At 68.4% G+C, this 22,225-nt stretch carries 25 protein-coding genes and 1 pseudogene; 6 read left to right on the top strand and 20 right to left on the bottom strand.

Annotated features, from left to right (window positions below):
* Positions 1-51: 51 nt before the first annotated feature.
* The 16 genes from ACIA5C_RS26610 to ACIA5C_RS26535 form a co-directional block, all read right to left on the bottom strand.
* A complete protein-coding gene (locus ACIA5C_RS26610) occupies positions 52-501 on the bottom strand; it encodes a flagellar basal body-associated FliL family protein (protein ID WP_396059173.1) in 450 nt (149 codons plus the stop codon).
* 17 nt (positions 502-518) lie between these two features.
* Complete coding sequence (locus ACIA5C_RS26605; protein WP_396059171.1) at positions 519-1,580, bottom strand: flagellar motor protein MotB; 1,062 nt, start codon at positions 1,578-1,580, stop codon at positions 519-521.
* Between the two features lie 2 nt (positions 1,581-1,582).
* A complete protein-coding gene (locus tag ACIA5C_RS26600; RefSeq protein ID WP_396059169.1) occupies positions 1,583-2,371 on the bottom strand; it encodes a motility protein A in 789 nt (262 codons plus the stop codon).
* Positions 2,371-2,655 (bottom strand): flagellar FlbD family protein, encoded by a 285-nt coding sequence (locus ACIA5C_RS26595; RefSeq protein ID WP_396059167.1) that lies wholly within the window; start codon positions 2,653-2,655, stop codon positions 2,371-2,373. The genes ACIA5C_RS26600 and ACIA5C_RS26595 overlap by 1 nt, the downstream gene beginning before the upstream one ends.
* Before the next feature lie 202 nt (positions 2,656-2,857).
* Positions 2,858-4,150, bottom strand: coding sequence for a flagellar hook protein FlgE (locus ACIA5C_RS26590; RefSeq protein ID WP_396059165.1), 1,293 nt, complete (start codon positions 4,148-4,150; stop codon positions 2,858-2,860).
* Positions 4,151-4,169: 19 nt separating this feature from the next.
* On the bottom strand, positions 4,170-4,700 hold the full coding sequence (locus tag ACIA5C_RS26585) for a flagellar hook assembly protein FlgD (protein WP_396059163.1): 531 nt from the start codon (positions 4,698-4,700) through the stop codon (positions 4,170-4,172).
* A gap of 135 nt (positions 4,701-4,835) precedes the next feature.
* The gene (locus tag ACIA5C_RS26580; protein WP_364113763.1) at positions 4,836-5,324 is read right to left on the bottom strand and encodes a hypothetical protein; all 489 of its coding nucleotides are present in this window, start codon (positions 5,322-5,324) and stop codon (positions 4,836-4,838) included.
* Positions 5,325-5,331: 7 nt separating this feature from the next.
* Positions 5,332-5,694: a response regulator gene (locus ACIA5C_RS26575; protein WP_396059161.1), complete on the bottom strand. Its 363-nt coding sequence runs from the start codon at positions 5,692-5,694 to the stop codon at positions 5,332-5,334.
* Positions 5,691-6,176 carry a chemotaxis protein CheX gene (locus ACIA5C_RS26570; protein ID WP_396059159.1) on the bottom strand — a complete coding sequence of 162 codons (486 nt, stop codon included), beginning with the start codon at positions 6,174-6,176 and terminating at the stop codon, positions 5,691-5,693. The genes ACIA5C_RS26575 and ACIA5C_RS26570 overlap by 4 nt, the downstream gene beginning before the upstream one ends.
* Positions 6,173-6,559, bottom strand: coding sequence for a response regulator (locus ACIA5C_RS26565; protein ID WP_396059157.1), 387 nt, complete (start codon positions 6,557-6,559; stop codon positions 6,173-6,175). Before ACIA5C_RS26565 ends, ACIA5C_RS26570 begins: the two co-directional genes overlap by 4 nt.
* A gap of 7 nt (positions 6,560-6,566) precedes the next feature.
* The gene (locus ACIA5C_RS26560) at positions 6,567-7,412 is read right to left on the bottom strand and encodes a CheR family methyltransferase (RefSeq protein ID WP_396059155.1); all 846 of its coding nucleotides are present in this window, start codon (positions 7,410-7,412) and stop codon (positions 6,567-6,569) included.
* Positions 7,409-8,596 (bottom strand): chemotaxis response regulator protein-glutamate methylesterase, encoded by a 1,188-nt coding sequence (locus ACIA5C_RS26555; protein ID WP_396059153.1) that lies wholly within the window; start codon positions 8,594-8,596, stop codon positions 7,409-7,411. The genes ACIA5C_RS26560 and ACIA5C_RS26555 overlap by 4 nt, the downstream gene beginning before the upstream one ends.
* 36 nt (positions 8,597-8,632) lie before the next feature.
* Complete coding sequence (locus ACIA5C_RS26550) at positions 8,633-9,505, bottom strand: hypothetical protein (RefSeq protein ID WP_396059151.1); 873 nt, start codon at positions 9,503-9,505, stop codon at positions 8,633-8,635.
* Positions 9,505-9,942: a chemotaxis protein CheW gene (locus tag ACIA5C_RS26545; protein WP_396059149.1), complete on the bottom strand. Its 438-nt coding sequence runs from the start codon at positions 9,940-9,942 to the stop codon at positions 9,505-9,507. The genes ACIA5C_RS26550 and ACIA5C_RS26545 overlap by 1 nt, the downstream gene beginning before the upstream one ends.
* Position 9,943: 1 nt before the next feature.
* A complete protein-coding gene (locus tag ACIA5C_RS26540; RefSeq protein ID WP_396059147.1) occupies positions 9,944-12,295 on the bottom strand; it encodes a chemotaxis protein CheW in 2,352 nt (783 codons plus the stop codon).
* A gap of 143 nt (positions 12,296-12,438) precedes the next feature.
* On the bottom strand, positions 12,439-13,137 hold the full coding sequence (locus ACIA5C_RS26535; RefSeq protein ID WP_396059145.1) for a response regulator transcription factor: 699 nt from the start codon (positions 13,135-13,137) through the stop codon (positions 12,439-12,441).
* 376 nt (positions 13,138-13,513) lie between these two features.
* Here ACIA5C_RS26535 and ACIA5C_RS26530 point away from each other — a divergent pair, with 376 nt between their 5' ends.
* Both ACIA5C_RS26530 and ACIA5C_RS26525 read left to right on the top strand, forming a co-directional pair.
* Positions 13,514-14,041: a CAP domain-containing protein gene (locus ACIA5C_RS26530; RefSeq protein ID WP_396059143.1), complete on the top strand. Its 528-nt coding sequence runs from the start codon at positions 13,514-13,516 to the stop codon at positions 14,039-14,041.
* A 77-nt stretch (positions 14,042-14,118) separates the two neighbouring features.
* Positions 14,119-15,450: a carbohydrate-binding protein gene (locus ACIA5C_RS26525; RefSeq protein ID WP_396059141.1), complete on the top strand. Its 1,332-nt coding sequence runs from the start codon at positions 14,119-14,121 to the stop codon at positions 15,448-15,450.
* Between the two features lie 3 nt (positions 15,451-15,453).
* Here ACIA5C_RS26525 and ACIA5C_RS26520 read toward each other — a convergent pair whose 3' ends face one another.
* The gene (locus tag ACIA5C_RS26520; protein WP_396059139.1) at positions 15,454-16,521 is read right to left on the bottom strand and encodes a UDP-N-acetylmuramate dehydrogenase; all 1,068 of its coding nucleotides are present in this window, start codon (positions 16,519-16,521) and stop codon (positions 15,454-15,456) included.
* A gap of 59 nt (positions 16,522-16,580) precedes the next feature.
* Here ACIA5C_RS26520 and ACIA5C_RS26515 point away from each other — a divergent pair, with 59 nt between their 5' ends.
* From ACIA5C_RS26515 to ACIA5C_RS26505, 3 genes are all read left to right on the top strand, one after another.
* Complete coding sequence (locus ACIA5C_RS26515) at positions 16,581-17,342, top strand: maleylpyruvate isomerase family mycothiol-dependent enzyme (RefSeq protein WP_396059137.1); 762 nt, start codon at positions 16,581-16,583, stop codon at positions 17,340-17,342.
* 138 nt (positions 17,343-17,480) lie between these two features.
* Entirely contained in the window at positions 17,481-18,887 is a 1,407-nt protein-coding gene (locus ACIA5C_RS26510) for a GH1 family beta-glucosidase (protein ID WP_396059135.1), read from the top strand.
* Between the two features lie 4 nt (positions 18,888-18,891).
* Positions 18,892-19,902, top strand: coding sequence for a LacI family DNA-binding transcriptional regulator (locus ACIA5C_RS26505; RefSeq protein WP_396059133.1), 1,011 nt, complete (start codon positions 18,892-18,894; stop codon positions 19,900-19,902).
* Between the two features lie 39 nt (positions 19,903-19,941).
* Here the strand turns inward: ACIA5C_RS26505 and ACIA5C_RS26500 are convergent, their stop codons facing one another.
* Together ACIA5C_RS26500 and ACIA5C_RS26495 are read right to left on the bottom strand one after the other, a co-directional pair.
* Positions 19,942-20,271 carry a hypothetical protein gene (locus ACIA5C_RS26500; protein WP_396059131.1) on the bottom strand — a complete coding sequence of 110 codons (330 nt, stop codon included), beginning with the start codon at positions 20,269-20,271 and terminating at the stop codon, positions 19,942-19,944.
* Between the two features lie 12 nt (positions 20,272-20,283).
* Positions 20,284-21,084 carry an EI24 domain-containing protein gene (locus tag ACIA5C_RS26495; protein WP_396059129.1) on the bottom strand — a complete coding sequence of 267 codons (801 nt, stop codon included), beginning with the start codon at positions 21,082-21,084 and terminating at the stop codon, positions 20,284-20,286.
* Positions 21,085-21,137: 53 nt separating this feature from the next.
* Here ACIA5C_RS26495 and ACIA5C_RS26490 point away from each other — a divergent pair.
* Positions 21,138-21,729: pseudogene (locus ACIA5C_RS26490) on the top strand (inositol monophosphatase family protein).
* Between the two features lie 8 nt (positions 21,730-21,737).
* On the opposite strand, the gene ACIA5C_RS26485 reads toward ACIA5C_RS26490, so the two are convergent.
* Positions 21,738-22,160, bottom strand: a complete 423-nt coding sequence (locus ACIA5C_RS26485; protein WP_396059127.1) for a hypothetical protein — start codon at positions 22,158-22,160, stop codon at positions 21,738-21,740.
* Positions 22,161-22,225 lie beyond the last annotated feature (65 nt).

The raw sequence follows: 22,225 nt of genomic DNA, 5'->3' as shown, positions 1-22,225 counted from the left end.
AATGACGAGAGGGCGGGCTCACCGAGTGAGCCCGCCCTTTTTCGGTACGCCTTACTGAGTCACGAACGAGGTGAAGTAGATGTCCATGACCTCTTTCTTCTTGTCGACCGTGTAGGCCTTGATGACCTTGGCGAGGAAGTCCGCCTTGGCCTCCTCGCGACCCTTGTCGGTCGTCAGCTCGGCCACCGTCTTACCGGTGTACTCGTCGATGGCCAGGTTGAGCGCCTCGCTGGTGTCGACCGCCTCGGTGCCCGAGTCGGCGGTCTGCTGGAGCGAGAAGCCCAGCTTCAGGTAGTGCCCGCCGTCCAGGTTGATGGTGATCGCGCTGTCGATCGCGGTGACGATGCCCTTCTTCGGCGCCGCTTCCGCCTTGCTGCCGCCCTTCAGCATGAAGAACGCCCCACCACCGCCGCCGAGCAGGACAACTGCGGCAATGATGATGATCAGCATCTTGTTGGACTTCTTCGGCGCCTCGGCCGCGGCTTCCTTCTCGTCTGCCATTTTGAGTCTCCCCTCGCTCAGTTCGTGGTGGTGGTTGAAGAAGTGGTCGTCGCGGTCGTGTCCGGGGCGTCGGTGCCGTCGGTGGTCGTAGTCGTATCGGCAGCGCTGTCGGCCTGCTGAGTCGCCTTGGCGATCGCGGCGGCCTGGGCCGTGGTCTGGCCGGTGTGCAGCTTGGCGTCGGCGCCGGCCGCAGCCGGCAGCAGTGCCGCCTGGTCGGCCGGGAGCGTGGTCAGGACGACGACGTCCACCCGGCGGTTCATGGTGATCGAGCGCGGGTCGCTCGGGCTGATGAGCGGCTTGGTGTCGGAGAAACCAACCGCGCTCATCCGGTTCTTGGCCATGCCGTGCCCGACCAGGTAGCGGACCGTGGTCGAGGCGCGGGCCGCGGACAGCTCCCAGCCGCTCGGGTAGTACGTGGTCTGGGCCTTGAGCTGGTTGGTGTTGCCGTCCACCTCGACGTTGTTGGGCAGCTTCGCCAGCGTCGGAGCGATCGCGTCCAGGATCTTCATGCCGCCGGGCTGAAGGTCGGCCCGGTTGCCGTCGAAGACCACCTCGTTGGTCACGATGGTGACCACGAGGCCGCGCCGGTCGACCGTGAACTTGACCGAACCGAGCAGCTTCTCCTTCGCCAGGGCGTCGGCGATCTTGTTCTCGACCTTCTTCAGGTTCTCGGCTTCCTTCGCCGCCGCCGACGCGTTCTTCGACGCCTGCGAGCGGCCCTCCGCCTTCATCGCCGCCTGCACGGCCTCTTGCTGCTGCTGGTTCAGGCCCTGCGTGCCGGTGGTGCCGTCGCCCGGGTTGGCGCCCGGGTCGATTTGCATGATCGCGGTGTTGTTGCCGGAACCGTCCAGGGCACCACCCCGGCTGGTAAAGGCCGCGCTCTGCGAACCGAAGCCCTCCTGAAGGCCGGCCGCGAGCTCTGCGAACTTCTTCTTGTTGATGTCACTCATCGAGAACAGCACCACGAAGAGGACGAACAGCAGGGTGAGCATGTCGGCGTAGGAGACGAGCCAGCGCTCGTGATTGACGTGCTCCTCGTGCTCCTCGTGGCCGCCGCGCTTCTTCTTACCGGAACTCATCGTTACGCCGCCTTCTTGGTGCTCGCGGCCTCGGCCTTCTTGGCCGCGTCCGGCGGGAGCAGACTGCGGAGCTTCTGGGCGACCAGACGCGGGTTCGAGCCGGCCTGGATCGCAAGCACGCCGTCGATGACGAGCTCCATCTCCTCGGCCTCGATCGCGCTGAGGCGGGTCAGCCGGGCGCCGATCGGCAGCCAGATGACGTTGGCGCTCAGCACGCCCCACAGGGTCGCGACGAACGCGGCCGAGATGGCCTCACCGAGACCGGCCGGCTTGTCGAGGTTCGCCAGCACGTGCACGAGACCCATGACCGTACCGATGATGCCGATCGTCGGGGCGTAACCGCCCATGTTCTCGAAGATCTTCGAGCCGGCCTTGTCGGCCTTCTTCTTGGCCGCGACCTCGGCGTGCAGGATGTCGGCCAGCTCTTCCGGGTCGGTGCCGTCGATGGCCAGCTGCAGCCCGCGCTTGAGGAACGTGTGCTCGACCGTCTTGACCGCGTCCTCGAGGGCCAGCAGGCCCTCGCGGCGGGCCCGCTCAGCCAGCTTGACGATGGAGTCGACCAGCTCGTGCGGCGGCGTGACCTTGGCCAGGAACGCCTTGCCGAGCATGGCGCCGACGCCGGTCGCGTCCTTCAGGACCCCGCCGGCCATACCGGCGGCGAAGGCGCCACCGAACACCAGCAGGATCGACGGGATGAGCAGGATGGAGGAGGGCGAGCCGCCCTCCAGGATCTGAACGGTGAAGATGATCGCCAGGGCGGCGACTACACCGACGATGGTTGAGATGTCCATCAGCGTTCCTTCCGGTGCAGCGGGAGCACCTTGGCGTCGTGATCGGCGTCGAGGTCGTTCTCAGCGGAGGAGGCCGAGGGCTCGGACTCCATCCGGCTTGCTTGCGAAATCAGTGATGCGCGGTAGAGGCGCACGGTGTCGATGAACTCGGGCACGGACTCGGCAATGACGTACTTGGTGCCGTCAACCAGCGTGATGACCGTGTCGGGCGTGCAGTCCGCGCGCTCGACCAGGTCGGGATTCAGGGCGAACACGGCACCGTTGATTCGGGTTACGAGGATCACTTACATCCGTCCTTGGGTGGTGTTGTGGTCCTGGCTGGTGGGCCGTCCGTGGCCCGCTTTCACTAGGTATTTCGGCGACCTGACGGTTGCTGATGAGATCCAACCGGTCGCACTACGGGTGCAGCCTTTCCGGCAAAGAGCGACGGCCGGGACGGGCACAGTGATGTGCCTGTCCCGGCCGCCGGCCGGACTGGTCCTACTACTAACGCTTCATGCTGACGAGGTCCTGGAGGATCTCGTCCGAGGTCGTGATCACCTTGGAGTTGGCCTGAAAGCCCCGCTGGGCGACGATCAGGTTGGTGAACTCCTGGGCCAGGTCGACGTTCGACATCTCGAGCGCGCCGCTGACCACCGAGCCCATGCCGGCGCTGCCCGGGGTGCCCACCTGGGCATAGCCGGAGTTGACGGTGGAACGGAACTCGGAGTCGCCGACCTTCTCCAGGCCGTTGACGTTCTTGAAGGTGGCCATGGCGACCTGGCCGAGCGTTTCCTTCAAGCCGTTGCTGTAGACGCCGATGATCTGGCCAGAGTCGGAGACGCTGTACGACACCGAGGTCAGCGCACCCGGTGCCTGGCCGTCGGTGTCGAACACCCGGGCATCGGAGAGGCCGGAGTACGACGTGATGTCTTTGACGTCGACGGTGTAGACGTCGCCGGGAGCGGTGCCGATCGACAACGAGGTGACCGGGGTGCCGCTACCGTCGGTTGAAATGCCCTTCTCGAAGTTCATTTTTGCCTGACCGATGCTGGTCGTGCCGTCCTCGGCGAGGATGTCCACGTTCCAGATCGACGTGTCGGCCGCGTTGTCGTTGGCCTCGCGGTGGAACTTCGCGGTGACCGTGTGGGTGGCGCCCTGCGCGTCGTACACCTTGATCGGAATCGTGGTCTCGTAGCCATTGGGCGCCGGGTCGGTGTAGAGGCCGGAGCCCTTGTTCGTCGGGTTGTTCACGTCCGGGAGGTCGTCGCTGCTCAGGTTGCCCTTGAGCGTGACCTTCCCGGTCTTCTCGGGCGGGATGGTGCTGCCCAGCGGCATCCGGATGTCGTCCGGCTTGCCGGCCGCGTTGACCACGCCGTCCTTGGCCGTCCAGCCCTGCACCGGCTGGCCGCTCGCGTTGACCAGCAGGCCGTTCGCGTCGAACGTGAACTGGCCGGCCCGGGTGTACATCATCTCGGCGCCCTGGCGGGCGATGAAGAAGCCGTCGCCCTGGATCATCATGTCGCCGGATCGGCCGGTGGTCTCCTGCGAGCCCTGAGCGAAGTTGGCCGTGATGCCGGCCCCCTTCACACCGAGGCCGACCTGGGCCGGGTTGGTGCCGCCCTGGCCGTTCTGGGGCGCGCCGGCCGCGCCGAGCATCTGGCTCAGCGTGTCCTGGAACTCCACCACGCTGGCCTTGTAACCAACGGTGTTGACGTTGGCGATGTTGTTACCCGTCACGTCCATCATCTGCTGGTGAGCGTGCAGGCCGCTGATTCCCGAGTAGAGAGAGCGCAGCATTGAGGCTTTTCCTTTGCTGTCAGGCGGTCGTGGGACCGGTCGTCGGAGCGACCGCCGGTTTTGCCGGGGCGCTCTCGGTAGGCGCCGTCGAACCGGTGGAAGAACCGGACTCTCCGGCGATCGGCAGGACTTCCATGACCTTGGACAGCAGCACGTCCGTGTTCCCGATCCGAAGCATCGGTTCGCTGTCTCCGTTGAGCTTCGCCGAGCTGATGGTGCCGCTCAGCTGTGCTCCGTTCGCATCCATGTAGGTGACGGGATGCCCGACCAGCGCGCTGGCGTTGACCAGGCGCTGGGACTTCATCAGGTCAGCGATGTCGCCGAGCTTCTCGACCTGGGTGAACTGGGCGGTCTGCGCCAGGAACTGGGTCGAGTCGGCGGGGTTGCTGGGGTCCTGATATTTCAGCTGAGCGACCAGGAGCTTCAGGAAGGTGTCCTTATCGCCGATGCTCTTGGACTTGTCAGCGGCCGACTTGTCAGTGGACGGTGTGGTGCCCGCGGCCGGAGTCGTCGATGGCAGTCCGAAAATGCCCGAGGTAGGCGAGGTCATCGCTTTCTCCATCCTTTAGGTGCTCGACCTAAGGTTCGGCCGCACCCGGATTTTGCTTAGCGACACAAAAGCAACGGGCCCGCCGGATCGGCGGGCCCGTGCGGGAGAACTGCGGCGATTTTCAGGCGCTCAAGCTCAAGGTGCGAGCGAGAGGCTGAACTTCCCCTTGCCGTACCGGTTGACCTCGACCATCAGGTCGACCCGGCGGCCGAGCGCCATGAGGTGGGCCCGGGCGTCGGCCGGCAGCGGATCGCCGGGATAGATCACCTGGTAGAGCTTGACGTGCGGGCCGCCCTCCTTGTTGAGCAGGCTGGTCAGCACGTTGCAGAGCTCGAAGACGTTCTCGGCGAGATTGGGGAACAACTTCTTCTCGTCGATGCTGTCCTCGGCCGCGCCGGCCGGCAGCAGGCCGAGCGCCGCTCCCGCGTTGGCGGCCAGGGACAGCTGCATCCCGAGTACGCCGTAGATCTGCTGTGCGGTGTCGGTGAAGATGGCGACCGTGGCCGTGGCGATGTCGTCCGCGGAGAGCGGGTCACCGGGGCTGACGGTCACCTCGCGGCCGAGCAGATCCTCGAAAAGGTTGCGGACGGCCAGAGTGCCAGGAAGAACCGAGACGTCGGACATGTCGTAATCATCCCAAAATAGGAGCGAAGACCTCATCGAATCGCTCAGCCGAGAACGGCTTAACGATGAAAAACATCGAGCCGGCCGCATCGGCCTGCTCCATCATTTCCGGCGTGCACTCCGAGGTGACGAAACCGAACTTCACGTCGTTGCCGGCCGCCCGGAGGGCACGCAGCACCTCGATGCCCGTCATCTCCGGCATGTTCCAGTCCGAGAGCACCAGGTCGGGCTTCTCGGCGGTGGTCATGTCGAACGCTTCTTTGCCGTTCGCGGCCTCGATCAGGTCGTGGTCGCCGAAACCGGCCTGACGCAACGTACGGACGACGATCTGCCGCATGACCCGGCTGTCGTCGGCGATGAGGATCTTCATGCGTCCTCCTCCTTAATGTCACTGCGGCTCTGCCACATGGAGACGTTGACCGGCTCGCCTTCCCAGAGGCCGTAGACCCCGCTGATGCGCTCCGTGTTCGGGTACTTGGTCGTCGTCTCGGGCGCCAGCATCACCTGGGGCAACGACAGGAAACAGCCGGGCGGCAGCATCGCCTTGACGTTGCCACCCACGATGTTGGCCAGTTCGCCGAGGACGTCGGAGAGGTCCTCCGGGCTGACCTCGTCCACCTCCATGGCGAGGAAGGCGGCCGCCGCGCGCCGGGCGGCGGCGTTCGAACAGCCATAAACCACGTGTCCGGTCCAGGATCCGGTGATGGAGACCGACGAGTGCACCTCGGACGGCTGGTTCTGGTCGTACGTCGGAATCAGCGGGCTGATGCCCTCCGGATCCAGATACGACATCCAGACCTGCTCCACCATCTCGGCGAGGTCGTTCTCATTGACCTCGACTTCGACGCTCATGAGTTCGCTCCGGTCGGGACAAGGCCCAGGAGGGCCAGTTTTTCGATCATGGCGCCCTCGGTGAAGGGCTTGATGACGTACTCGTGGGCGCCCGCGGCGAGCGCCCGTACGATCTGGCTCTGTTCGCTCTCGGTGGTGACCATGACCAGCGTCATCTCACGCAGCCGAGGATCGGCCCGGACATGGGTGACGAACTCGAGCCCGTTCATGTTGGGCATGTTCCAGTCGATGAGGGCCAGCTCGGGCACCTCGTCCATGCCGGCGAGAAGGTCGAGCGCCTCCTTGCCGTCGCCCGCCTCCAACGCCTCGAAGTTCAGCTTGGTCACGATGCGCTTGAGGATCATTCGCATCGCGCGGGAATCGTCGATCACCATGGCCCGCATCGCGGCCTCATCCCCTTCGTGCGACGCCCGCGGGCACCGCGTTACGGACTCGGTAAGCGGAGGTACGGCCGGCGGCCACCCGCTCATAGTTGTCGTCGATCCCGATGGTGGTCTCGGCCGCACCGAGGAAGAGCCATCCGTCCGGGCGCAGTAGCCGGGCCACGTTCTGCAACACGGTCCGCTTCACGGCGACGTCGAAATAGATCAGGACATTGCGCAGGAAGATCACGTCGAACGGCTGCATCGCCGGCAGCGGCGTGGTGAGGTTCATCAGGCGGAACGAGACGTTGCGGCGCAGCTGCGGCGTGATCCGCCAGTGCGCGCCCGCCCGCTCGAAGTACTGCACCAGCTGAGAGGCCGGCAGCCCGCGGTTGACCTCGACCTGGCTGTATTGCGCGGCCTCGGCCCGCTTGACCATCTCGGTCGAGATGTCGGTGCCCATGATCTCGTAGTTCCAGCCCGGCGGCAGGTGCTCCTGCAGGGTGATGGCCAGGCTGTACGCCTCCTGGCCGCTCGAGCTGGCGGCCGACCAGAGCCGCACCTTACGGGACGAGGCCCGCGACTTGACCAGCTCGGGAAGCACCACGTCGGTCAACGCGGCGAACGGCTCGCGGTCGCGGAACCAGGACGTCTCGTTGGTGGTCAGCGCGTCGATGATCTTGCGCTGATTGGTCGGGTTGGGACGGCGCTGGAGATCGGCCAGGAACTCGGTCACGCTGGGCGAGCCGAGCGCCCGGGCGACCGGGATCAGCCGGGCCTCGACCAGGTACTCCTTGCCGGGCGCCAGCACGATCGCCGCCTCCTTGCGCACCAACTGGGAGACGAACGTGAACTCGGCCTGGGTCAGGGTCATCGGGCCACCGCCGCGGAACGTCCGGCCTTCACCCGGTTGGTCAGGAACGCGGCGATCCGGTCGAGTGGCAACACCTCGTCGGCCAGTCCCGCCCCGACCACCGCTCCGGGCATGCCCCAGACCACCGAGGTGGCCTCGTCCTGCGCCAGGATCTCCGCGCCCGCATCCCTCAGCACCTTTGCACCACTCCGTCCGTCATGTCCCATTCCGGTGAGCACGGTCGCGTACGCGGACGCGCCATAGAGGGCCGCCACCGACCGGAACATCACGTCCACGGCCGGGCGGCAGGAGTTCTCCTGCGGGGCGCTGCTCAGCTGGATCAGCGTTGCGGTGCCCCGGCGCTGCAGAATCAGGTGGAAATCCCCCGGCGCCACGTAGGCCGAACCGGGTGCCAGCTCCATCCCGTCGGCCGCCTCGAACACCCGCAGCGGCGTGCTGCGGTCCAGGCGCTCGGCGAACATCCGGGTGAAGACCGGCGGCATGTGCTGCGTGATCACGATCGGCACCGGCAAGTCGGACGGCAATCCGGTCAGCACCTTGGTCAGGGCGTCCGGGCCGCCGGTGGACGAGCCGATGGCGAGAAGGTCGATGCGGCCGCCGGGCGTGCGCCGGGCCGCCGGGCGGCCCGGGACGGCACCGCTCGGCGGTGGTGCGCCGGGGCGTGAAGGCGGACCGGAGGCCGGCAGGCCGGCGCGCGGCGGGGCGGCGGCCGGGTACGGCCGGGCCGGCGCGGCTCCCGGGCCGGGCCGGGTGGGCGCCGCCGGCGCGCCACCGGCGCGGCGACGACCGGCGAGGGCATGGATCTTCGGCACGAGTTGCTCGCGTACGGCCGCGATGGACTCGGTCACCGAGCCGACGTTGCTCGGCTTGGTGACGTAGTCGGTGGCGCCGGCCGAGAGCGCCTCCAGGGTCGCGCTCGCGCCCGAGGCGGACAGCGTGCTGAACATGATGACCGGCACCGTCTTGTTGCGCTTGCGCAGTTCGCGCACCGCCTCGATGCCGTCCATCTGCGGCATCTCGATGTCCATCGTGATGACGTCCGGCTTGAGTTGGTCGATCTTGGCCTGGGCGAGCAGGCCGTTCGAGGCGGTGCCGACGACCTCGATGTTTTCCGCTCCACCGAGCGCGTCGACGATCAGGCGGCGTACCACCACCGAGTCGTCGACGACGAGGACCGAAATCATCCGACCAGTCCCTCCTCTTTCATCCCGGGCTCTTCCTCAGCCCAGCCAGGCCGGGCCGAGTGCCGCGACGACCGGGGCGAGGAGCCGGTGAGCCGTCGAGGTGTCCAGCAGGTCGCGTACCACCAGGGCCTGAACCGCGCCGCTGAGCATGTTCCAGACCCCACCGGCCCGATCGGCCAGCGGAATCGAGGCCGTGTCGACGGCCTGTACCAACAGCATCTGCGCCGCGGCGGCCGTGCGGACCCGATCGGAGAGATACGCCGCCCAGGACGCCGAATGAACCGCCGGCGACCAACCACCGGTGTTGCGCCGGGCGTCCTCGGCCGAGGCGTTGAGCCGGGTCAGATCGCTGGAACGCAACGAGCGCAGCCGTTCGAGCAGGGCTGACACCGCGTAGTGGTGGGGGCCCAGGTCGATCGGCGCACCGACCGGAAGCTTGCGCATCGCGGCCACCCAGCCCGCACCGAGCCGGCGCCGGCTGTCCGCGTCGAGCACCTCGCGCAGGTAGCTGGCCACCGCCGCGTCGCAGAGCAGGGCGGTGGCCGCGGCCGCGGCCTCGCTCTGCTGGGCGTCCCGGCCGGTGCCCTGCCACGTCCACGACATCACGTCGTAGCGCAGACAGGTCAGCAGCGCGTCGACCGAACCGATCGGCGCCCGCTCGACCAGGGCCAGGCTGCCGGCCGGGTCGTCCTTGCTCACGTTCTTCAGCGACGGCATCCGGCGGGCCGCGCTCTCGACCTCGACCCAGAGCGGCCCGCGTACGCTCTCGTCCGGCAGCCGCTCGGCCAGCAGCGAGAGGTCGCCGGTCTGCAGGCGCAGCGCGCGCAGCATGACGTCGGCGGTGGCCGAGCCACCGCTGAGCCGGGTGAGGTCGAAGCCGAGAACCGGCGCGCTGACGAGGCTGTACATCAGATGGTGGCGCGGTACGTGTCGACGGCCTGGTTGACATCGAGAGCCAGCATCAGCCGCCCGTCGAGCTTGAAGGTGCCGACCACCAGTTCGCGGGTCGGGCCGCTGAGGGTGTCCGGGGGCGGCTCGAAGGTTTCGTCGTCGAGGTCTACCACCTCGCCGATCTTGTCGACCACCAGGCTGACCGGCTCGCCGTCGCCTCGGAGGATGACGTTCATGACCGGGCCCTGCAGTGCCTTGCGGGCCAGGCCGAGCTGGACCCGCAGGTCGACCGCGGCGATCACCTGACCGCGGAGGTTGAACAGCCCGCCGACGGCCGGCGGGGCGAGCGGCACCGGGGTGTACTCGTTGTACGAGAGCACCTCCTGCACCGTGTGCACCTCGACTCCGAACAACTGCTCGGCCACCTCGAAGGTGGCGAATTGGCGGCTCGCCATCTCAGACCTCCACCAGCATGTCGTCGTCGGCCATATCGGCGTAGAAGTTGGGGTCGGCGGCGAGGATGGCCCGGCGCACGTCCAGCAGTTCGGTCACCCGTTGCTGGATCACCGCGGTGCCGACCAGCCCGTCTTCCTCGGCGTCCCGGCGGGCCGTCGTCGAGTTCTCGGCGATGTCGACGATCCGGTCGACGACCAGGGCCACGCTGCGGCCGCCCTCGCTGTAGACGACCACCGAGATGGTTTCTCCCTCGGTCTCCTCGCCGTACGCCCCGAGCAGGTGCGACAACCGCACCAGCGGCAGGATCTGGCCGCGGTACTGGACCACCTCGCGCGAGCCGGCGTGCTCGATCCGGTCGCGCGGGAACTCCTCCAGCCGGGTGACCGTGTCGAGCGGGATCGCCACCCGTCGCTCGCCGACCGCGGTGACCAGCAATCGTTCACCGGTGCCGCCTCCACCCGAGGCGCGGGAGGAGTCGATCATGTTCTTTCGGTCGGCGTCGGCGGTCAGGTGGCTGCGCCGGGCGAGCGAGGAGACGTCGAGGATCAGGCCGACCTTGCCGTCGCCCAGGATCGTCGCGCCGGCGTACAGGCCGATGTCCTTGAACCGGCTGTTGAGCGCCTTGACCACGACCTCTTCGGTGTTCAGCACCCGGTCGACGACCAGGCCGAACCGCCGGCCGTCGGCCTGCAGCACCATGATGTAGACGCCCTGGTCGCCGCCGACTTCGAGCCCGAGGGCCCGGTCGAGGCGGACGAGCGGGAGAAGTTTGCCGCGCAGGCGATAGACCGGGGCGCCCGAGGCGTACTCGATCTTGGTGCTCTGGCCGTCGATGAAGACCAGCTCGAGCACGGCCACCTGCGGTACGACGTACCGCTGATCGCCGCAGTCCACGGTCAGGGCCTGGATGATGGCGAGCGTCAGTGGAATGGTCAGGCGCCAGACCGTACCCTCGCCGGGCGTCGAATCGACGCTGACCGCACCGCCGATGTTCTCGATGTTGGTCTTGACCACGTCCATGCCGACGCCGCGACCGGAGACGTTGGTGACCTTGGCGGCCGTCGAGAAGCCGGGCTGGAACACCATCGCCATGATGTCGCGCCGGTCCATCGACGCGATCTGCTCGGCTCGCAGGAGCCCTTTCTCGACCGCCTTCTGGGCGATCCGGTCGACGTCGAGGCCGGCACCGTCGTCGGCCACCTCGACCGCGACGTGACCACCCTCGTGATAGGCGCGAAGCGTGAGCGTGCCCTCCGGGCCCTTGCCCGCCGCGGCCCGGCGGTCGGGCTCCTCGATGCCGTGGTCGACCGCGTTGCGCACCAGGTGGGTCAGCGGGTCCTTGACCGCCTCGAGCAGGCTCCGGTCGAGCTCGGTCTCCTTGCCCTCCATCACCAGCTGGACCTGTTTGCCGAGCCCGTTGCTCAGGTCCCGGATGACCCGGGGCAGCTTCGACCAGATGTGCTCGATCGGCTGCATCCGGGTCTTCATGATGCCCTCTTGCAGCTCACTGGTGATCATGCCGAGCCGCTGCGCGCTGCGCACCAGGGTCGCGTCGCCGGTCTCCATTACGCCGCGGACCAGCTGGTTGCGGGCCAGGACCAGCTCGCCGACCATGTTCAGCAGGGTGTCGAGCAGGTCGACGTCGACCCGGATCGCACTGTCGGCGATGCTGCGCTTGGGCGCCTGGTTCTGCAGCGCCTCACTGACCGCGGCCGGCTGGGCCTTGCCCTCGTCGAGCAGGATCGTGCCCAACTTGCGCTCGTCGCCCTCGATCTGCGACTGGAGCGCCGAGCCGACGTCGGACGGGCTCGCCGCACCGGCTTCCACCAACATCTGGCCAAGCGGACGGCGCTGGTCCTCGACCGGGTCGGGGACCGGGCGGGCCGCCTTGACCAGCGTCTCCTCGACCGACACCGGCGTCTCGGCCGTTGCCGCCGGCGCTCCGGCGGCCGCCGGGGCGGCCTCGTCGGCATTCATCTGCGCATGGACCTGCACGATGATGCTTTCGATGTCGACGTCGTTCTCGGTGCCGTTCTCCTCGATCGAGGCGAGCAGCGACCGTACGCCGTCGATCATCACCAGCAGCACCGTGATCGTCGCCGGGGTGACCGGCTGAACGCCGTCACGCAGCCGGGACAGCAACGACTCACCGGCGTGTGCGAGTTTCTCGAGCCGGCTGAAGGCGAGGAACCCGCTGGTGCCCTTGATCGTGTGAATGGCCCGGAAGATTCGGGAGATCAGGTCACGGGAGTTCGGCTCCTGCTCCAGATCGACCAGGTCACGGTCGATCTGGTCCAGGTTCTCGTGGCTTTCCAGAAGGAATTCGCCGACGATTTCACCAAGATCTTCCACGCTTACCTACCTCTCGCTCGCAGTGAGGATCGTTCGCCGACGTCGCTGCCTTCGGCAACCCGCCGATCACCGCAGCCTCGGACAACCCTCATTCCAAAGCCCTGATCGACGAGCCCGAACGTGATCTGAGAAGACCCGGGAACTCAGCCTTCGCCGCCGGGCCGGCGGTACCGATATCCGAAGCCGCGGACCGACTCGATCGGCGACTCGTCCGGGTCCGACCAGCCGAGCTTGCGGCGCAGGCGGAGGACGGCGAACTTGACCCGCTCCTGACCGATGCCGGTGGGGTCGTCCCAGGCCTGGGTCAGGAGCTGGTTGGGGCTGAGCACCGCTCCGGCGTGCCGGACCAGCGCGTTGAGCAGCCGGAACTCGGTCGGTGTCAGGCGTTTCTCGTCGCCCTTGACGTAGACCCGGCGCTTGGTCGGGTCGAGGTGCACGAGACCGTCGTCGTAGACCTGGCTGGCCCAGCTGTTCTGCCCGGTCGAGGAGCGCCGCAGCAACGCCTCCACCCGGGCGAGCAGTTCGTTGTTGGCGAACGGCTTGGTCAGATAGTCGTCGGCGCCGCCCCGGAGACCGCGTACCTTCTCGGCCTCCTGACCGTGTGCCGTGAGCACCAGCACCGGGACGTCGGAGACGTCCCGCAGTCGCTCGAGCACCTGCCAGCCGTCCATCTCCGGCAGGCCGACGTCGAGGACGACCAGGTCCGGGTGCTCGGCGTAGGCCTCCTTGAGACCGGTACGCCCGTCACCGGCGTGTGCCACCTCGTAGCCCGCGCGGCTGAACAGCAGCCGCAGGGCGAGAGCGATGTCCGGGTCGTCCTCGACGACGAGAAGGCGACTCATCGTGTGCTCACCGTGCCCACCCCTTGCTCACGCCTCGGCCGCCGTCCGTCGAATACCGACGGACGGCCGAAATCCCGCTCCGGCGGGTCAGCTTGTGTGCCGCGTCTTCGGCGGCTCGCCGCCCGCGAGAGTCGCGGGCAACGGGATCAACCGCGCAAACACACGATAGCGTGATGTGACGGTCTAAATACGGATAGCGAAAGTTTAGCGGGCAATCGGCAGCCAGGAGCCTTCCCGGCGGATCTTGCCATCCGAATAGCGTGACACTTTTCCCTGGGTTTATGCCCGGTTTCTGGCAATTAAGGACGTACGGCCGAGAAACGGATGCGATATCCGTGGTGGGCGACTCGGCCCACCTCTGACTCGGGAGGCCCCCGTGCTCGCCCAGGTGTTACGCCGCCTCGCTCTGCTCGGTGCGGCACCCCTGCTGCTCGTTCTCACCACGCCCGCCCAGGCGGTCACGTCACTCCCACCGGTGACCCCGGTTCCGGCCCGGCTGGTCTCGCCGATCGTGCTCTCGCAGGTCCGGCTGATGTCGCAGGTCGTGACCATGACCAATCAGCAGCGGCATGCCAACGGGTGCGGCCTGCTGACCGTCTCCCACGACCTGACCATCGCGTCGGTGCGACAGAGCCTCTACATGGCCCGGACCGGACTGTTCACCCACGTCTGGCGGGACGGGTCTACGTTCGTGACGCGGGCGCACGCGGCCGGCTACCGGCAGCCCTCGGGCGAGAACATCGCCTGGGGGTACCAGACCGCGGCCGACGTGATGGCGGCCTGGATGGCCAGCCCGCACCACCGGGAGAACATCCTGAACTGCGGCGCCCGTTCGATCGGGACGGGCGTTATCTATGCAGCCAACGGAATCCCCTACTACACCGAAGTTTTCGGCTGGGACTGACAATGACGTATTGACATATGTGCGCTGCGCCTCTTCTATTAGTTAGGTTTACTAACTGCCACCCCGAAGAGGTCACCATGCGCCGAACCCGCATCGCCACACTGGCGACGGCCGCCGCGGTCGCCGCCGGTGTGGGCGGCTTCCTCGCCGTCTCATCCCCCGACGCCCAGGCCGCCACCACCTCTCGCATCCCCACCCACGTCTTCGCCCCCTACTTCGAGGCCTACAACGGCGACAGCCTGAACGGCCTCTCCCAGCAGTCCGGCAACAACTTCCTAACCATCGCCTTCGCGCAGACCGCCTCGGTCGGCTCGTGCACCGCGCTGTGGGACGGCGACACCGCGATCTCGTCCGCCAACTACGGTTCCGACATCGCGGCGATCCGCGCCCGGGGCGGCGACGTGATCCCGTCGTACGGCGGCTACGCGGCCGACAACTCGGGAACCGAACTGGCCGACTCGTGCAGCAACGTCAACTCGATCGCCGCCGACTTCGAGAAGATGATCACCACCTACGACGTCACCCGGATCGACCTCGACGTCGAGGACAACTCGCTCGGCCGCAGCGACGGCATCGACCGCCGCAACAAGGCGATCGCGCAGGTCGAGTCGTGGGCGGCCGCCAACGGCCGGCTCATCCAGTTCAGTTACACGCTGCCGACCAGCCCGAACGGCCTCGAGTCGAACGCGCTGGCGATCCTTTCCAACGCGAAGCAGAACAACGCCCGCATCGACATCGTCAACATCATGACGTTCGACTACTACGACGGCGCCACCCACGACATGGCGGCCGCCACCCAGACCGCCGCGACCGGTCTGTTCAACCAGCTCAAGCAGGTCTGGCCGGGCAAGACCGACGCGCAGTACTGGAACATGGTCGGCGTCATCGAGATGAACGGCGAGGACGACTACGCCAACGACTCGGGCAACCTCAACGCGGAAAACTTCACGCTGGCCAACGCCACCACGGTGACCAACTGGGCGAAGTCGAAGGGCATCGGGGCGCTCTCGTTCTGGGCGCTGCAGCGCGACAACGGCGGCTGCGCCGGGCAGGCGCCGGGCGACCGCAACTGCTCCGGCGTCTCGCAGTCGACGTGGCAGTTCAGCCACCTGATGCAGGGCTTCACCAGCGGCTCTTCGTCGACCACCCCGCCCACGACCCCGCCTACGACCCAGCCCACGACGCCGCCGACCACGAAGCCGACGACGCCACCGACCACCAAGCCGACGACGCCACCGACCACCAAGCCGACCACCCCGCCGGCCGGCACCACGTGGGCGCCCAACACGGCGTACAAGGCCGGTCAGGTCGTCACCTACGCCGGCCGGAGCTACAAGTGCCTGCAGTCGCACACGTCGCTGGTCGGCTGGGAGCCGCCGAACGTGCCCGCGCTGTGGCAGGCCCTGTAGGTCTCACAGCGAACAGTTGATGAGGACCGGTTCGGGATGCAGTTCGATGCCGAACCGGTCCCGCACGCCGTCGCGGATCGTGCGGGCCAGGCCGAGCAGTCCGGTCGTGGTGCCCTCGCCCCGGTTGGTCAGCGCCAGCGTGTGCTTGCTGGAGATCGCGACGCCGTCGCCCGCGAAACCCTTGGGGAAGCCGGCGTGCTCGATCAGCCAGGCCGCCGGGATCTTGACCGAGCCGTCGTCACCCGGCCAGTGCGGGGCGTCCAGCCCGAGCGTCGCCCAGGCCTCGGCCGACACCACCGGGTTGGTGAAGAACGAACCCACCGACCAGGTGTCCCTGTCCTCCGGGTCGAGCACCATGCCCTTGCCGGCGCGGAGCTTGAGCACGGTGTCGCGCGCCCGGGCCAGCGGCACCCGGTCGCCCACCTCGACGCCGAGGCTGCGCGCCAGTTCGGCGTACCGGATCGGAGCGGACTCGCCCGAGAGGGCGAGCCGGAAATCTACCGCAAGCACGACGAACCGCTCATTGCCCTTAAAAACACTTTTCCGGTACGCGAACGCGCACTCCAACGGCGACATCACGCGCACGCTGTCCTGCTCGCGGTCGTAGGCGTGCACGGCCGCGATCGTGTGCGCGACCTCCTGCCCGTAGGCCCCCACGTTCTGGATGGGGGTGGCCCCGGCCGAACCGGGGATGCCGGAAAGACACTCGACACCGGAGTAACCATTGGTGACGGCGTAGGACACGAAGTCGTCCCACGGCTCGCCGGCCGCGACCCGCACCACCACGCTGTCATCGGCTTTCTCCACGACGCGGATGCCGGTCGTGCGCAGAAGAAGCACGGTGCCGGGGAAGCCCTCGTCGCCGATCACGACGTTGCTGCCGCCGGCCAGCACGAGCACCGGTCGCCCGTCGGCCGCCGCTTTACGCATCGTAGTGACCGCTTCATCCGGATCGGAGACGACCGTCAACGTGCCGGCCGGCCCGCCGAGGCGTAGCGTCGTATATGCCGCCAAGGAACCGTCATTCGTGTCAGTTTGCTGATCGGCGCTAACGTCAGGCACGCCGACCACCCTAGGCTCAACGGTTCGGAGCACCTCATCGACTCCTGGGTCAACTGGAGAGAGACGCGATGAACAGGCTGCACGCGAGCAAGGACTTCTGGCTCGCCGCTCTGCGGGCCGACAGCCCCGCGCTGCAGGACGCCCTCGAGCAGGCCGGTCCGGACGCACCCATACCCGCCTGCGAGGGCTGGACCGGGCTCGACCTGGCCGACCACGTGACCCGCACGCTGCACTGGGTCCGCGAGACGGTGGCGCGCGGTGTCGCCACCCACCCGGAGAAGGCCCCGGACGCCCCGGCACCCCAGGCTTGGGACGCCGCCCTCGACGGGCTGCGGCGCGAACTGACCGGCACGATCGAGACGCTGGAGGCGCTCGAGGCCGACTTCCCGGCGTGGAACTGGGCGCCCCAGGCCAAGACGGCCGGCTTCTGGCAGCGCCGCATGGCCCACGAGATCTCGGTGCACCGGTGGGACGCCGAGGCGGCGGCCGGGCGCCCGACCCCGATCGAGACCAAGCTGGCCGCCGACGGCATCGGCGAGGTGCTCGACAGCTGGCTGCCGGCCGGCAAGCGCAAGGGCCCCACCGACCTGCACGGCGTCGCCCACCTGATCGCCTCCGACGCGGGCTACGAGTGGTTCGTGCGGCTGCGCGGCCCGGGTGTCGCGCTGCTCGACACCGGCACGATCCTCGATACCGACAACCACCACCCGCGAGCCGAGGCCACCGGCACCGCAAGCGACATCCTGCTCACCCTGATGGGCCGCCAGCGCACGGATCGCCTGGTCATCAGCGGTGATCCCCGGTTGATCGCCGCCCTCCGCACCGGTTGACCGGCGATACTGGGGATGTGCCCGGTCCGCGGAGCGGGCCCGCTTAAATTCGTCTTACCCGCGGGTTCCCCGGGACCTGCGGGCCCCTATGATTAACCGGTTAAGTAAACCGGGTAACACGCAGGAAGCGGTGAACGCATGACGGCAACCGTCACGTCCACGTCGGCGCAGCCGGCCCTTTCCGGGATCACCTTTCCCGACGGCTTCATCTGGGGCGCGGCGACGGCGTCTTATCAGATCGAGGGTGCCGTCCAGGAAGACGGTCGCGGCCCGTCCATCTGGGACACCTTCAGCCGTACGCCGGGGAGGGTCCACGCCGGGCACACCGGCGATGTGGCCTGCGACCACTACCACCGGTACGTCGAAGACGTCGCACTGATGGCCGACCTCGGCCTCGCGTCGTACCGCTACTCGATCGCCTGGCCGCGGATCCAGCCCGACGGCGGCGGCCCCGTCAACTCGCGCGGGCTCGACTTCTACGACCGGCTGACCGACGAACTGCTCGGCAAGGGCATCGACCCCGTCGTCACGCTCTACCACTGGGACCTGCCGCAGGTCCTGGAAGACCGCGGAGGCTGGCCCAACCGCGAGACCGCGCTCGCCTTCGCGGAGTACGCACAGATCGTCCACGGCCGCCTCGGCGACCGGGTCAAGACCTGGACCACGCTGAACGAGCCCTGGTGCTCGGCCTACCTCGGCTACGGCAGCGGCCGGCACGCGCCCGGCCGGCAGGACCCGGCGGCGACCTTCGCCGCCGTGCACCACCTGCTGCTCGGCCACGGCCTGGCCGCCCAGGCGCTGCGGGCCGCCGGGGCCAACACGATAAGCATCACGCTCAACCCGTCGGTGGTCTTCCCGGTCGACCCGGAGAACGTGGCCGACCGCGAGGCGGTACGCATCCTCGACGGGCTGTCCAACCGGATGTTCCTCGACCCGCTGCTCAAGGGGCAATATCCGGCCGACATGCTCGAGCACATGGCCCGGTTCACCGACCTGTCGTACATCCAGGACGGCGACCTCGCGACCATCAGCGAGCCGATCGACGTGCTGGGCATCAACTTCTACCAGCCGTCGTACGTCGCGGCGAAGCCCGGCGCCCCGGCCGCGCTCGACCAGCCCGGCAGCGAAGGCATCGCGACCCGCGCGCCGCAGGGCCCGGTCACCGACATGAACTGGCTGATCGAGCCGTCCGGCCTGACCCACCTGCTCAAGCGCATCCACGCCGACTACCCCGGCACCCCGCTGATGATCACCGAGAACGGCGCGGCGTACCCCGAGGTGCCCGCCGCCGACGGCGAGGTGCACGACGCCAAGCGGATCGAGTACCTCGACGGGCATCTCCGCGCCTGCCATGATGCCCTGGCGGCCGGAGTGGACCTGCGGGGCTACTTCGTGTGGTCGCTCATGGACAATTTCGAATGGGCCGAGGGGTACGCGAAGCGTTTCGGCATCGTGCACGTCGACTACCGCACGCAGGAACGCGTGCTGAAGGACAGCGCGAAGTGGTACCGGGAGGTGATCCGGCGCAACGGGATCGAGGGGTGACTTCATGACAACGCGGGAGCGGCCGACTCTGGAGGCCGTGGCGCGTCGCGCCGGAGTGTCCAGGGCGACCGTCTCCCGCGTCGTCAACGGCTCGACCTCGGTCGCCCCGGCGATCCGGGAAGCGGTCACGCGGGCGGTCGACGAACTGGGCTACGTGCCCAACCAGGCCGCCCGCAGCCTCGTCACCCAGCGGACCGAGTCGATCGCGCTGATCCTCCCCGAGACGGCCAGCCGGGTCTTCTCCGACGACCTGTTCTTCCCGGCGATCATCCGGGGCGTCAGCGTCGAACTGGAGGCCGCCGACAAGCAACTGGTGCTGATGATGGCCGGGTCGGCGGCCAGCCACGACCGCGTCGAACGCTACGCGGTCTCCGGCCACGTCGACGGCGTCATGTTCGCCTCCATGCACGGCGCCGACCCGCTGCCCGGCACCCTGACCCGGCTCGGCATCCCGGTGATCTGCAGCGGCCGCCCGATCGGCGCCTCGACGGTGCCCTATGTGGACGTCGACCACTTCGGCGGCGTCTGCCGGGCCGTGCAACACCTGGTCGACAGCGGCCGCCGCCGCATCGCCACGATCGCCGGCCCGCAGGACATGGTGGCCGGCATCGACCGCCTGGCCGGCTACCGCACAACCCTGCAATCGGCCGGCCTGACCCCGCTCGAGGCGATCGGCGACTTCACCCGCGACTCGGGCATCCAAGCGATGCGCGCACTGCTCGCGGTCGACCCCGACTTGGACGCGGTCTTCGTGGCCTCGGACATGATGGCCCACGGTGCCCTGCTCGCCCTCAAGGAAGCCGGCCGCCGAGTCCCGTCCGACGTGGCGGTCATCGGCTTCGACGACTTCGACATCTCGCTCTACAGCGAGCCCCCACTGACCACGGTCCGCCAGCCGATCACCGACATGGGCCGCACCATGGCTCGCCAGCTGCTCGGCTTCATCAACGGCGCCGCCGACCTACCCACCTCGGTGGTCCTACCCACCGAACTGGTCGTCCGCGAATCCGCTTAGACGAGGTTCGTTCCGAAGGTCGACGGCTGCCCTGCCCGGTCAGTCCGGCGACAACAAGCCCGTGCGGGTTGGCGTTATCCCTGTTGAAGCGCGGTGGGTCACCGACTCCATCCAGGTCGGATGCGGCCGGTCGCGCTGCCGGCGCATCACCTGCCACGCCGCGGTGATCGAGGCCGCCGACTTCGTCGACAGCCGCAGCAGCCCGGTGACCTCGACCGCTGACCTGCCTTGCGCGAACGGCTGCGCAGCCCGCCGCCGTACCTGCCGACGCCGGGCATGTTCTACCTGGTCAACCTGACCGCCATGGCCGTATCGCATGAGACCGGCAGAACCGAGACGACCAACCTGGGACATCAGCCAGATCTCCACGCCAAGAGGTGTTCAGAGCGGCTGCACGGTCACGATGTCGGTGGGATGGCCGAGGACGCGGCGGGAGAGCAGTGTGGCGCCGGCGACCGCGGCCGGCATCAGCAGGATGGCGCCGAGCGGGATCAGGAAGCAGAGGAAGACCGCTACGCCGAAGCCGAGGGTGGCCGGCCGGTTGGCGCGCAGCACCCGACGCCGGTCGCGCAGCCGCTGGCCGCGCCGCTGGAAGGGTGCGCCGGTCAGCTCGACCGCGAGCAGCCAGCCGCCGACCAGGGCTCCCAGCACCGGCGAGACGATCTGGCCGGCCACCGGCACCAGGCCGAGCAGGAACAGCGGGATGCCGAACACGATCGACAGGGTGATCAGCCGAATCGAGTCGATCACGCTGCGGCCCAGGGACGGCCAGAAGCCGACCTCGACCGCGTCGGGCACGCCGCCGTAGCGGCGCTCGACCAGCTCCGAGATGCGCTCGTAGAACGGGTCGCCGATGGCCAGCGTGACCGCGGTGAAGGCGAGCATGCCGAGCAGCACGGCCACGCCGACGATCGCGATGCCGGCCAGCACCTCGAGGAGGTCGCGCAGGCCGCTGGCCCAGCCGTCGGCGAAGCCGGTCGCGAAGCGGGCCAGGTCGGGCACGAACCGGATCAGGAAGATCAGGGCGACGATGTAGAGGATGCCCGCGATCAGCGCCGGCAGCAGGCCCAGCGCGAGCAGGCGGGGGCTGCGCAGCACCAGCTCGAGGCCGCGGCCGAGCAGGCTCGCCCCGGAGAAGAACTGGCGCACGGCACCGAGCGGCTTGGCCGCGTTCTGGTCCACGATCCGCGAGCTTAGAGCCCCCGGCGGAACTCGGCACGTCTATGGTCCTGTCCATGTCGATCACGGACCAGGATCTGGCCATCGAGGCGGCGGCCGCCGGCGCCGCAGTCGTCCGCTCCCACTACGGATCCGCTCTGGCGCGCTTCGACAAGGACGGGGCGACTTCGCCACCGGCGCCGACATCGACGCCGAGAAGGCCATCCTCGACGTCCTGCGCGCGGCGCGCCCGGACGACGTCGTGCTCGGTGAGGAGAGCGGACGTACGGGCCGGGCGGGAAACGGGCGACTGTGGCTGGTCGACCCGCTGTGCGGGACGCTGAACTACGCCGTACGAAACCTGCTGGTCTCGGTCAACGTGGCCCTTCGGACCGGTACGCAGGTGGCCGTCGCCGCGTGGTCTCCACGACCTTGGCCGTGGCGTGGGTCGCCGCGGGCCGCCGCGCCGCGTACGTCACCGACGGCCGCCTGCGGGACAGCGTTCATTTCGCGGCTGGGATCGCCCTGTGCCAGGCGGTCGGTTGCCTGGTCACCGGGATCGACGGCCAGCCGCTTCACACCGGCGCCGAAGGTCTGGTCGTGGCGGCCGACGAGGAGACGCATGTCGCGCTGCTGGCCGTTGTCCGCAGGCAGCGCGCCGGCGCGTGATCAGCAGGTCAGTGACCGGCCCAGCGGAAGCGCTGGTCGAAGCCAACCGAGTCGGTCGGGGACGGGGAGGCGCCGGCCGACGCCGACGCGCTGGGGTCGGTCGGGTCGGTGGGTGTGGGGACGGGTGGCATCGTCAGTGGTGGCAGCGGGTCCTGTGACGCTTCGGTCGGTGGTGCCGTCGCGGTGCCGGTCGGACCGCTCGTGACGTGGGTCGACACGAGGGGACCGGCCGGGGTGGAGACGGCCGGCGACAGCGAGATCGACGGCATGACCGAGGGCAGCGGGGCAACCGAGGAGGACGAGGCAGCCGCCGGGGCCGGTCGGGCGTGCCGGGCCGGCGCGTCGCCCATGCCGCCTGCGCCTCCGGGCACCTCGACGGCGGCCGAACGGGTGGCCGGGGTCGCCAGTTGCCAGCCGATGGTGACGGCCACCGGCAGCCCTAGGGCAACAAGTCCGAAAAAAATGGATTTGGGGGATAACCGCACGTAGAGGAAAC

The organism is Actinoplanes sp. NPDC051343 (assembly GCF_044455125.1).
In the GTDB taxonomy this organism is placed as follows: Bacteria; Actinomycetota; Actinomycetes; order Mycobacteriales; family Micromonosporaceae; genus Actinoplanes.
Note: the sequence above shows the minus strand (reverse complement) of the source record. Positions and strands in the feature narration are given on the sequence as shown.